Source organism: Streptoalloteichus tenebrarius, from assembly GCF_024171885.1.
GTDB classification, from domain to species: domain Bacteria; phylum Actinomycetota; class Actinomycetes; order Mycobacteriales; family Pseudonocardiaceae; genus Streptoalloteichus; species Streptoalloteichus tenebrarius.
The window spans coordinates 185,520-197,227 of sequence record NZ_JAMTCP010000007.1 but is presented as its reverse complement, the minus strand read 5'-3'; the positions used below and the strand labels follow the sequence as shown (position 1 = coordinate 197,227).

Below are 11,708 nucleotides of genomic sequence, written 5' to 3'. Positions count from 1 at the left end.
CTCGACGCCCCACCCGGTTGTCCGTCCAAACTGGACGATTTATGGCGCGTGTGCCCCGACTTCTCGCTCGTGCGACCCGGGGGTATGGGTGACGCCCGTACCCGGTCCTGGCCGGCTGCGCTCAACCCTGGTTGATCCGCCCTGACCGCACGGCTCCCACGAACGCGCTGAACGCGCGTGGCGTGAACACCAGCACCGGACCGGCCGGGTTCTTCGAGTCGCGCACGGCCGCCCTGCCCAGGGTGGCGGCGACCTCGACGCAGGCGCCACCTCCCCCGTTGCTGCGACGGCTCTTGCGCCAGACCGCGCCGGCGAGGTCCGGAACCATGCTGGCCCCCCTTCCGTGTGGAACACCACCTGATCAGCAGGAGGCTACTGAACAGGGAAGTCATACGTTCCTGACAAACGGGTGACACGAATGTCGCGCAATATGACGACTTGGCGTCCTACGCAGGGACCCTTCGTCGCCGCCGACCGGGGGAACGACAGTGAGCCGGGGCGGCGGCTCGTGACAGCGACCCGATCGTCGGATGTGTCGGGGCTTCCCGGGTTGGCGGCCTGCGTGATTCGTATCGGCGCTTCGCCTCCACGGTGGTGGTCCGTTCGCGGGGCGGCCGGGCTCACCTTCGGGTCACTTGACGGGTTGCCAGTGGACACACGTCGATCGCGTCCCAGTCGCGTCGTCGTTGTCGCCGTTGAAGGTCACGGTTGATCCACCGGGGTCCGCGTAGGCGAAGAACCCCCGGCGCGTCGCGTTGATGCCGAGTTGGGCGAGCGCCCAGCCGCTCGGCCCGTGGGTGGACATCTCGGCCATGGGCGGCACAGGGCCGTCGGCCGTATCGCGCTTCATGCGGTCCAGAAAGGAGTCAAGCTCACCGGACGTGCGGATGACCAGAGGGTGTTCGTCGTACCAAACCTTCAGCGCCCCCACGGTGCTGATCCTCCCGCAAAGGTCCGTCTGTAGTTGTTGGGGGAGCAGCACCGGTAACAGGGTGTCGCAGCCTTGTGGCCGGTACATGGCGTGTTGTTGATGACAACGGTGGCATGTCGAATTCTCTTGTCTCGCAAGGCCGGCAGCAGTGGGCATCCCAAGGCCTGTAGAACGTCATTGACAGGTGGCGTCATGTCGTCGACGCCACTCACGATCCGGTGGACCGCATCGTCCGGCCCGATCCACCGCCCATGCGTCTTCTGACCACTCCGGCGAACGACTGGCGGGGGTGACTTGGAGCGGAGTTGGTCCAGGTGGCCCGCCGACATCGCCCCCACAGTTGCGGCTTCGGGCTCACAGTCTCCCCGGCCGGTGTCGTCAGCGGCCAGGGCCGGATTCAGGGTCGACACGTGCTCGGGCTGCGCGGCGGGTGGTGTTCGTGCCTCGTTGGGGCGGTCGCGCTGTGGAGGAAGTCGGGCATCACTGGCGCGAGGGGTGCGCAGGATACCGCATCGCGGGGTCGGGGCGCGCCAGTTATCCACAGGCTGGAGGGATAGAGCCCGTGCTAAGCCAACAGTCGGGTGTCTTTTGGGCTGCGGCCGGGCAGTTATCCACAGGCTCCACTTTTCTCGGGCGGCGGGTGGTGCGGGGCGGATAGGCTGGAGCGGGGCTCGCCCCCCAGGGCGGGTGGGGGCTGCGTTGAGGTGGGGGAGAAGGTCGCTGACCAGGGGGTCCTGGTGGGGTGGCCGGTGTGGGTCGCTCCGACTCGTGTGCGTTTCCGGCGATTGTCAGACCTCGTGGTAACTCTGTGCGGGTGACGATGCGTGCTGGCGCGGAGCGGGGCGACGGGACGTTCCGGGGTTCGGTGCTGGAGGGGTCCCTGGAGCGGATCACCTTCGCCAACGAGGAGACCGGCTACACCGTCGCGCGCGTGGACGCCGGCCGGGGCGAGCTGGTGACCGTGGTCGGCGCGTTGTTGGGCGCGCAGCCCGGCGAGTCGCTGCGGATGCGCGGCCGGTGGGGGTCGCACCCGCAGTACGGCAGGCAGTTCCACGTCGAGGACTACACGACCGTCCTCCCCGCGACCGTGCAGGGCATCCAGCGGTACCTGGGCTCGGGGTTGATCAAGGGGATCGGGCCGAAGCTGGCCGAGAAGATCGTGCGGCACTTCGGGGTCGCCGCGCTGGACGTGATCGAGCAGACCCCGGAGCGGCTGGTCGAGGTGCCCAAGCTCGGCCCCAAGCGCACCAAGATGATCGCCGACGCGTGGGAGGAGCAGAAGGCGATCAAGGAGGTCATGGTCTTCCTCCAGGGCGTGGGGGTCTCCACCTCGCTCGCCGTGAAGATCTACAAGCAGTACGCCGACGACGCGATCCGCGTGGTGCGGGACGAGCCCTACCGGCTGGCCACCGACGTCTGGGGCATCGGGTTCAAGACCGCCGACACCATCGCCAGGGCCGTCGGCATCCCGCACGACTCCCCGCAGCGCATCAAGGCCGGGCTGTTGTTCACCCTGTCCGAGGCGACCGGCGACGGCCACTGTTACCTGCCGGAGCAGAGCCTGGTCGCGGAGGCGATCAAGATCCTCCAGGTCGACGCGGGCGCGGTGATCGAGTGCCTCGCCGAGCTGGTGGCCGAGGAGGGCGTGGTGCGGGAGGAGCTGCCCGGCCCCGACCCGGCCGAGCCGGAGGCGGCGATCTACCTCGTGCCGTTCCACCGGGCCGAGATCGCCCTGGCCAACCAGGCGCGGCGGCTGCTGGACACCCCGGCGGACCGGATGCCGGCGTTCGCCGACGTGGACTGGGACCGGGCGTTCGCGTGGCTGCGCCGCACCGTCGGCGCCGACCTCGCGCCGGCCCAGCAGGAGGCGGTGCGGTTGGCGCTGACCCGCAAGGTGGCGGTGCTGACCGGTGGCCCCGGCTGCGGCAAGAGCTTCACGGTGCGCTCGATCGTCGCGTTGGCCAGGGCCAAGAAGGCGAAGGTGGTGCTGGCCGCGCCGACGGGCCGGGCGGCCAAGCGGTTGGCGGAGCTGACCGGGCACGAGGCGGCGACGGTGCACCGGTTGCTGCGGCTCCAGCCGGGCGGGGACGCCGCCTACGACCGGGACAACCCGTTGGACGCCGACCTGGTCGTGGTGGACGAGGTGTCCATGCTCGACCTGCTGTTGGCCAACAAGCTGTTCAAGGCCGTCGCGCCGGGCGCGCACCTGCTGTTGGTGGGCGACGTGGACCAGTTGCCGTCGGTGGGGCCGGGTGAGGTGCTGCGCGATCTGCTGGCCGAGGGCACCCCGGTGCCGCACGTGCGGCTGACCCAGGTGTTCCGGCAGGCCGCCGAGTCCGGAGTGGTCACCAACGCCCACCGGATCAACGCCGGCGACTACCCCCTCCTGCACGGCATGACCGACTTCTTCCTGTTCTCCGTCGACGACGCGGAGCAGACCGCCGCGCTGCTGGTCGACGTGGTGTGCCGGCGGATCCCCCGCAAGTTCGGCCTCAACCCCCGACGCGATGTGCAGGTGCTGGCGCCGATGCACCGCGGTCCCGCCGGCGCCGGGATGCTGAACCAGCTTCTCCAGCAGGAACTCACGCCCGCGCGGGAGGGCGCGCCGGAACGGCGGGTGGGTGGCCGGGTGTTCCGGGTCGGGGACAAGGTGACCCAGATCCGCAACAACTACGACAAGGGCGCCAACGGGGTGTTCAACGGGACGCAGGGCGTGGTCACGGCGCTCGACCTGGAGGCGCAGACCCTGACCGTGCGGACCGACGAGGACGAGGACGTCGACTACGACTTCCTCGAACTCGACGAGCTGGTGCACGCCTACGCGTTGACGATCCACCGCTCGCAGGGCAGTGAGTACCCGTGCGTGGTGATCCCGGTGACCACCAGCGCGTGGATGATGCTGCAACGGAACCTGCTGTACACGGGGGTGACCCGCGCCAAGAAGCTGGTCGTCCTGGTGGGGTCCAAGAAGGCGTTGGGGCAGGCGGTCCGGACGGTGGGCTCGGGTCGTCGGCACACCGCGCTCGCGCACCGGCTTCGCGCCAGCGCCTGACCGGCGTCGTCGGCTCCCTCGCGCGGGGGAGCGAGGTCACGCGCCGGAGGGAGGATTCCGCCTGCCCGTACGGCAAGGCTGGGTGGCATGCGCCCCGACATGCCCACCACCAGGGAACATCACCGGAATCCGGTCGCCCCGCCGAGCGCCGCCGCCGTCCGGTGGGCGCGCGCCGCGTTCGCGTGGATGGTCGTGTCGTTTGTCTGGCACGCCTGGATGGGGATCGACTACGAGGCCGCGATGGGGCCGGACGCGGACGGCCCGGTGTGGGTGTTCCTCGCCTACGACGGGCTGATCACCGTGATGTCCGCCGTCGGAGGGTTCTGCGTGGTGGCCACGGTGCGACCCTGGGGCCAGAACATTCCACAGTGGACGGTGAGGCTCCCGCTGCTGTGCGGCAGCGCCCTGCTGGTCGTACGCGGGGTTCCCGGCATGGTCGAGAACATCTCCATGATCCTCGGCATCACCCCGGACGGCCTGTTCGCCGGTACCGGACCCGCGACCCTGTCCACAGCGGACCACGTCAGGACCCTGGTCATCAACGGCTACTTCTTCCTCGGTGCCGTCGTCCTGCTCCCCGTCGCCGTGTTCCACGGCCGCCAACTCCGTGCCCGCCAACTCCGCGACCGTCAACACCGCGACCGTCAACACCGCGACCGGCGTTGACGCCAGGACTCACGCGGCGAGGCGTTCGAGGAGCGACACCGCGTGCTCCGGGCCGGGGAGGGCGACCATCTCGTCCCGCAGGCGTTCGGCGGCGCATCGGTAGGAGGGCTGCGACAACACGCGGGAGACGGCGTCCCTGATCGTCTCCGGGGTCGAGCCGACGGCGTCGAGCACCTCCGCGACCCCGAGGTCCTCGCACCGGTCCGCGTTGTGCGGCTGGTCGGCCCCCATGGGGAGCAGGACCATCGGCAGGCCGTGCGCGAGCGCGCCCATGACGCTGCCGGAGCCGCCGTGCGAGACCACCGCCGCGCAGCGGGGGAGGATCGCCGCCTGCGGGACGAACCGTTCGATGTGGACGTTGGCGGGCTGGGGGCCGAACTCGGCGGGGTCGAGGTGCCGGCCGACGGTCACGACGAGGTTGACGGGCAGCTCGCGCAGGCCGGTGATCGCGCGGGAGAACAGGTCGCCGCTCTCCATGTTGAAGATCGTGCCGAGGGTGAGGTAGACGGTCGGGGCGTCCGCCAGGTCGTCCAGCCAGGCCGGCGGCGTGGCGCTCTCGTCGAGGACGTGTGGGCGCAGCGCGTGCGCCGTCGCGGGCAGTGGGTACGCGGGGTGGCGGAAACTGGGCGGGAACGGGGCCAGCACGAGGTGCCGCTCCAGCATCGCGAGGTCGGGGTCGGGCGCCAGGCCGTGCTCGGCGCGCAGCGTGTGCAGCGGCTCGGCGACCAGCTCGGTCCGCACGAACGATCCCGAGGCGATGACGAGCACCCTGGCGTGGGGGATGCCGAGGCGTTCGGCGGCGACCAGGGCTCCGAAGTCCATCTCCTCGCAGACCAGGAGGTCCGGCCGCCACTCCTGGCAGAGCGGGAGCAGGGCGGAGGCCCGCCGGCCGGCCCGGTGGCGGGCGAAGTTCTCCCGGACCACCCTGTCCTCCCGCTCCCGGTCCACCTCCAGCAGGGGAAGGCGTTCCGGTGCTCCCTCGCGTCCGACGCCGGCGGGGAAGACGGTGAAGCCCGCCTCCCGCACCGGCGACGCCATCGGGGGCTCCGCCGTGAAGGCGACGGTGTGGCCAGCGGCCTCGGCGGCGCGCGCGATCGGCGTGAGCGGCGCGAAGTGCCCGGTGCCGCCGACGAAGGTGAAGAGGATGCGCACGGTGCCGTCCCTTTCCGCCCAGGAGATGATCTGCCGAGTTTCCGAACGATCCACCTTAGGGCTGTGGGAGGAGATGTGTCTCCTCGTCCGCGCCGGGATCGACTCCGCGCTGGTCTTCTGGTCGACGTGCGTCAGACCGCCGGCGTGGCCGGCCTCGGGTGACGACCCGCTCGTGTTCCTGTCCCTGCCCTCGGTCCGGTCGTTCCTCGCGGGGGAGCCCGGCCCTGTCGCATCGGTTCTCGCCACCCTGCTGCGTGGTTGCGTGTTCGTCCCGAACAGCGTCTGCCGGCTGGCGCGCCCCCTGCCCGCCTCCGCCCTGGCCAACGGCTCGGCCGCCCGGGCCGCGGAGCTGCTCGACCGGATGGCCGCCGCCGGCCTCGTCCACGTCACCGACGGCACCGAGGACCAGAGGAACACCAAGGACACAGGGGAGCCGGAGGACCCCGCGGGCACGTGGACGGCGTGTGAGCTGGCGCTGCACACCCAGGTGGCCCGGCGCGGCGGTCCGCTCACGTCGGTCCGGCTCAAGGACATCCCGCCCGCCGCCGTCGGCCACGCCCCTCACCTCCAAAATGGAGTCACGCGCCGTCGCCTGGCCCCGTGCCGGCCTGCGTGCTGGCCTTCGTGGCGCTGTCGCGCTTGGTGCTGCCCGTGGCGGCGAGTTCGGCCAGACGCCGACCCGTCGCGTGGAGGTGGTCGAGCACCTCGGCCGGGCCGTCGAGGGTGAGGTCGACGTCGAGGGCGAGCAGCGACAGGAGCCGCTGGGCGACGATCTCCAGGGTGTCGCCGCCCAGCCGGACGCGGCAGCGGCGCGCGCCCAGCGGTTCGACCCGGCTGCGGGAGGGTCCGATCATCCGCTCCAGCACGACGGACGCGGGTGCGGCCACGGTGGCCACGGCGTCGTAGCGGTAGGGGGCGGCGGCCAGGGTGCGGTCCAGATAGGTGGCCGCGTCCTCCGCCGGCAGCCGGCGGGGGGAGAACCGCCGGTGGGTGGGCGTGGGCGCGGTGACGCGGTCGACCCGGAAGGTGCGCCAGTCGGCCCGCTCGGGGTCGTAGGCGACGAGGTACCAGAGCCCGTGCACGGTGACCAGGTGGTGTGGCTCGACCCGACGTGAGGACGGCGCGCCCTCCCGGCTCTCGTAGTCGAAGGTCAGCAGCTCGTGGTCGCGGCAGGCGGCGGCGACGACGGCGAGCACCGCGGGGTCGGTCCTGGTCCCCTTGGCCAGGGTGATGGGCAGGGTGACCTCGGAGACCGCGGCGACCCGGTGCCGCAGTCGGGCGGGCAGGACCTGCTCCAGCTTGGCCAGCGCGCGGGCCGAGGTCTCCTCGATGCCGCGCACCCCGCCGCCGGGCGCGGTGAGCAGCCCGACCGCGACCGCCACGGCCTCGTCGTCGTCCAGCAGCAGGGGCGGCAGGTCCCTGCCGGAGGCCAGGCGGTAGCCGCCGCCGGTGCCCGGGCTCGCGTCGACCGGGTAGCCCAGCTCGCGCAGCCGGTCGACGTCGCGGCGCACCGTGCGGTCGGTGACCCCCAGCCGCTCGGCGAGTTCCGCGCCGGACCACTCCCGTCGGCTCTGGAGGAGCGACAGCAGGCGGAGCATGCGGGCGGGCATGGTCATCGTCACATCGACAAGGCTGCCACGCCTTCCGGACAGGTCCTGTCCGGAAGGGTGCCTAGCGTTGCTGTCGCGACCCGGCGGGCAGGACCGGGCAGGACGTCGGGACCGACGGACCGCCCCCGTGCCAACGTCTGTCCTCAGTGGACAGTCAGGTGCCCGTGGCGTCCGTTCCGCGACACCCCTGAGCAAGACCCTGACCCGAAACCCTGAACCAGGAGGCGCTCTCATGACCACCTTCGTTCTCGTTCCCGGCGCGTGGCACGGCGGCTGGTGGTTCGAGCCGCTCGCCAGGAAGCTGCGCGAGCACGGCCATGAGGCGCACGCGGTGACCCTGACCGGCGTCGGCGACCGGAGTCACCTGCTGACCTCCTCGGTCAACCTCGACACGCACATCCAGGACGTGGTCAACGTGCTGGAGAACGAGAGGATCGAGGACGCCGTGCTGTGCGGGCACAGCTACGGCGGCATGGTGGTCAGCGGGGTCGCCGACCGGGTTCCCGAGCGGTTGCGGGCGCTGGTCTACGCCGACGCCTTCGTGCCGGAGGACGGCCAGTCCGCGTGGGACCAGGTGAACGACCTGTGGCGGCAGGCGTACCTCAGCGGCATCGGTGGGGACGGGTACACCGCGACCGCCCCGCCCTTCGGCCTCGACCCGCGCGCCAGGACGCACCCGCTGGCGACGCTGCTCCAGAAGATCCGACTCACCGGGGCGTGGGAGAAGGTCCCCACCCGGCACTTCCTCTACATGGCCGGCTTCGAGAACACCCCGTTCACCCCGACCTACGAGCGCCTGCGCCAGGACCCGACGTGGACGGTGCACAACCTCCCGTACGGCCACGACATCCTCCGGGACGCGCCGGAGGAGTTCCTCCGGCTGCTGCTCTCCGTCGCCGAGTGAACCCCGGCCAACCCCGGTGAACCCGGGCGAACCCCGCAGACACGCTGGATTTCCGTTCGAGACAGGGAAAGGAAACGGCCATGGACGGTGCTCCCGCTCCGACGCGCACCCAGGGTGGTGAGATGTCCGACGATGTCGCTGCCCTCGCCGGCCTGGTGCGCGGACCGGTGTTCCCGCCGGGGACCGAGGGGTACGCCGAGGAGTGCGCCGGCTACCAGACCGCCGACCGCCACCGGCCCGCGGTGGTCGTGTGCGCGACGGGGGCCGAGGACGTGCGCGTGGCGGTGGAGTTCGCCCGCGAGCGGGGCCTGACCGTCGCCGTCCAGGCCACCGGACACGGGCTGTCGGCCGGCGCCGAGGGCGGCGTGCTGGTCTCGACCCGCCGCATGACCGGCGTCCGGGTGGACGCCGCCGCGCGGACGGCGTGGGTCGAGGCGGGAGCCCGCTGGGAGCAGGTGATCCACGAGGCCGCTCCGCACGGCCTGGCGCCCCTCAACGGCAGCGCGCCGGGCGTGGGCGTGGTCTCGTATGTGCTGGGCGGCGGCATGGGCCTGCTGGCCCGCCGCTACGGCTACGCGGCCGACCACGTGCGCCGCGTCGACGTCGTCACCGCCGACGGCCGCCTCCGCCAGGTCACCGCCGAACAGGACCCGGACCTGTTCTGGGCGCTGCGCGGCGGGCAGGGGAACTTCGGCGTCGTGACCGGGATGGAGATCGACCTCGTTCCGGTCGCCCGGCTCTACGGCGGCGCGCTGTTCTTCGACACCGACCTGATCCCCCAGCTCCTGCGCACGTGGCGCGAGTGGACGGAGACCGTGCCCGAGGGGCTGACCTCCTCGGTGAGCCTGATCCCGATGCCGGACCTCCCGGGCGTGCCCGAACCACTGCGCGGTCGGTTCGTCGCCAACGTCGCGATCGCCCACGACGGCGACGCCGCCGAGGGAGAGCGACTCGTCGCGCCGTTGCGGGCGGTGGGCCCGCGCCTGGTCGACACGCTCGCGGAGATCCCGTACACGGAGTCCGGCTCCATCCACGGCGACCCGACCCAGCCGCACGCGTACGTCGGCACGAACCTGCTGCTGGAGGACGTCGACGCCTCGACCATCCCGGCGCTCCTCGACCTGGCCGCGCCCGACTCGGCGAACCCGTGCATCGTCTTCCTGCACCATCTCGGTGGCGCGCTCGGCCGGCCCCCGGCCGTCCCCAACGCGGTGAGCCACCGGGACGCGCGGTACATGGTGCGGGCACTGACGTTCGCGACCTCCCCGGACGCCGCCGTGGACCAGAAGGCCCACCGCCGTCTGGTCGAGGCGCTGGGCGGGTCGGCGCTCGGCCACTCGCCGAACTTCATGCTCGGCGGGGCGCCTTCGAGTGACCAGGTCCGGGCGGAGTACGACCCGGAGACCTATCAGCGGCTCGTGGAGCTGAAGACCCTCCACGACCCCACCAACCTCTTCCGGCACAACCAGAACATCCCGCCGGCACGCCGTTGATCCTGATCCTGGCGTGAGCGCCTCGCGTCCGTGAGGAACCGTGGCGCGCGAAGACACAGCCGAGTGTCTTCGCGCGCCTTTTCTTCTGTGCCCACGAATTCCCGTGACAGAGGCCGACAGAGCGGCGGGATGGTGGAACGACGATCGGGTGCGTTTCCCATGATGAGGGCCAGGGCGTGTCCTCACAGCGTGATGAGCAGCGTGGCCAGATCGATCACGCCCTGGTAGGAGGTCGCGGTCTTGTCGAACCGGGTCGCGATCGCGCGGAACTGCGTGAGACGGGTTGACGCACCGCTCAACCACGGTGCGGCGTGGGTCGGCAGTGCGGTCGAAGGCCGGTGGGCGCCCCCTCTGTCCGGCTGCGGCGTAGCCGGTGGGCCTGCTGGTCACGGCGTTCGGGAATCGTCGCCTGAGAGATGCCGTCGGCGCAGGTGGGAGCGGATGGCTCGGTGGGAGTAGTCGTTGTCCGCGATCACCCGGCTCGCCCCGGGTGGCGGGTCGGCCCGGAGTGGTCAGGGTTCCGGTGCGTGACCACCGCCAGAACCGGTGGTCGACACCTCTTCCCCGGCCCACGCCGTTCCGGAAGGTCACGCCAGGCCACACCCGTCTTCGCCCTGAAAAGCAATCCCGTTGATCACCCGGCGGTCCGTCCACCCGTGGACACCCCTTCACGCCGGAGGCGGGCGCCAGCGGTTTGATCGCCTGCCACTGCTCGTCGGCCAACTCGTGCCCACGCACCACCGTGCGGGATCACACCAGAGCAGCCACACCAGCTTTGAGGAGACACCCTGGGGGCACCGCCTGGGAGGATAATCACGCGAGTGATGCCGACGGCGCTGCGGATGCTTCTGGCGGCCCGGTACGAGATGGATCTCGACGAGGGCGAGCCGCTGCTCGGCGTCAGCGACAAGTGTGTGTTGTGGCGGGTCGAGCGGCCCCGCCCGCTCGTTGTCCGGATCGCGCGCCGGGCGCGGGCGTCCGAGCTGGAGTGGTGCTACCGCGTGGCGGTCGACCTGGCGGAGACCGTGCCGGAGGTGGTCACCCCGCTCCCCACGACCGAGGGGCGGCTCGTCGTGGACTGGGCCGACGGCCCGGTTTCCCTCTGGCCCCACGTCGAGGGCGATCACGTGGACCGCGACGACGCCGGGCAACGCGTCGCCGCCGCCCGTCTGCTTGCCCGTCTGCACCAGGCGGCGACGCGTCTGGACCCCGGTCCCCGGCCTTCCCGTCCCGGAGAGGCGCCGCCGGACCCCGTCCTGGCCGGGCCTCATGGCCCCGGCGCGTTCGGCATATACGGAGGAATCGGAGAATTCGGGAACCGGGGCGGGGCCGAGGACCCCGATGGCATGGGGGACCGCGCGGAAGTCGAGGACCCCGAAACGGATCCCGAACGGGACCGTGAACTGGACTGCGAACTGGACCGCGAACTGGACCGGGCGCTCGACCGGTGGCGGGCGACCGAGGGCGATGCGTACCCGCGCGGGGTGGCGCACGGCGACTTCTGCCGCCGCAACCTGCTGTGGCGGGACGGACGCGTCGTCGGGCTGCTGGACTGGGACGACGTCCGCCACGGCTGGCTCGCGTCCGAGTTGGCCTGGGCCACCTGGGAGTTCGCCAAGAACCGCGACAACGACCGGATGATCGCCGACCGCGCCGCCGGGTTCCTCGCGGCCTACCGGGACGCGGGCGGGCCCCCGTACCCCGAGCACATGATCGTTCCGTTCGTCCGGTGCGGACTGCGCGCGGAGATCCGCCAGGCGCGCGCCGCGCGTGCCGCCGGCGTCCACTACGACCCCGAGTACGCCGCCGCCAGCCTTCGGGCGTACCGCGCGGCGGAGCTGACTACCTCTCGTAGTTGAGGTGTGCGCTGAACGAACGGGCCGGCCGTCCCGGTGCCACC

The 11,708-nt window shown here is 71.7% G+C and carries 10 protein-coding genes; 5 read left to right on the top strand and 5 right to left on the bottom strand.

Annotated elements, in window-relative coordinates:
• Positions 1-121: 121 nt before the first annotated feature.
• From LX15_RS09860 to LX15_RS33500, 3 genes are all read right to left on the bottom strand, one after another.
• A complete protein-coding gene (locus LX15_RS09860) occupies positions 122-328 on the bottom strand; it encodes a DUF397 domain-containing protein (RefSeq protein WP_253669214.1) in 207 nt (68 codons plus the stop codon).
• Between the two features lie 303 nt (positions 329-631).
• Complete coding sequence (locus tag LX15_RS09855; RefSeq protein ID WP_253669213.1) at positions 632-931, bottom strand: Imm1 family immunity protein; 300 nt, start codon at positions 929-931, stop codon at positions 632-634.
• Positions 919-1,260 (bottom strand): DddA-like double-stranded DNA deaminase toxin, encoded by a 342-nt coding sequence (locus tag LX15_RS33500; protein WP_372502552.1) that lies wholly within the window; start codon positions 1,258-1,260, stop codon positions 919-921. The genes LX15_RS09855 and LX15_RS33500 overlap by 13 nt, the downstream gene beginning before the upstream one ends.
• A 491-nt stretch (positions 1,261-1,751) precedes the next feature.
• On the opposite strand from LX15_RS33500, the gene recD2 reads away from it, so the two are divergent.
• Both recD2 and LX15_RS09845 read left to right on the top strand, forming a co-directional pair.
• A complete protein-coding gene (gene recD2 / locus LX15_RS09850) occupies positions 1,752-3,983 on the top strand; it encodes an SF1B family DNA helicase RecD2 (RefSeq protein ID WP_253669236.1) in 2,232 nt (743 codons plus the stop codon).
• Positions 3,984-4,070: 87 nt separating this feature from the next.
• On the top strand, positions 4,071-4,649 hold the full coding sequence (locus LX15_RS09845; protein WP_253669212.1) for a DUF3995 domain-containing protein: 579 nt from the start codon (positions 4,071-4,073) through the stop codon (positions 4,647-4,649).
• A gap of 9 nt (positions 4,650-4,658) precedes the next feature.
• On the opposite strand, the gene LX15_RS33060 is transcribed toward LX15_RS09845, so the two are convergent.
• A complete protein-coding gene (locus tag LX15_RS33060) occupies positions 4,659-6,191 on the bottom strand; it encodes a glycosyltransferase (protein WP_253669211.1) in 1,533 nt (510 codons plus the stop codon).
• A gap of 188 nt (positions 6,192-6,379) precedes the next feature.
• The gene (locus tag LX15_RS09835) at positions 6,380-7,417 is read right to left on the bottom strand and encodes a helix-turn-helix transcriptional regulator (protein WP_253669235.1); all 1,038 of its coding nucleotides are present in this window, start codon (positions 7,415-7,417) and stop codon (positions 6,380-6,382) included.
• A 226-nt stretch (positions 7,418-7,643) separates the two neighbouring features.
• Between LX15_RS09835 and LX15_RS09830 the strand changes: the two genes are divergently transcribed.
• The 3 genes from LX15_RS09830 to LX15_RS09820 all read left to right on the top strand — a co-directional run bounded on the left by LX15_RS09830 (position 7,644) and on the right by LX15_RS09820 (position 11,667).
• Complete coding sequence (locus LX15_RS09830; protein ID WP_253669210.1) at positions 7,644-8,315, top strand: alpha/beta fold hydrolase; 672 nt, start codon at positions 7,644-7,646, stop codon at positions 8,313-8,315.
• A 122-nt stretch (positions 8,316-8,437) separates the two neighbouring features.
• Positions 8,438-9,808, top strand: a complete 1,371-nt coding sequence (locus LX15_RS09825; RefSeq protein ID WP_253669209.1) for an FAD-binding oxidoreductase — start codon at positions 8,438-8,440, stop codon at positions 9,806-9,808.
• An 824-nt stretch (positions 9,809-10,632) separates the two neighbouring features.
• A complete protein-coding gene (locus LX15_RS09820; protein ID WP_253669208.1) occupies positions 10,633-11,667 on the top strand; it encodes a phosphotransferase enzyme family protein in 1,035 nt (344 codons plus the stop codon).
• Positions 11,668-11,708 lie beyond the last annotated feature (41 nt).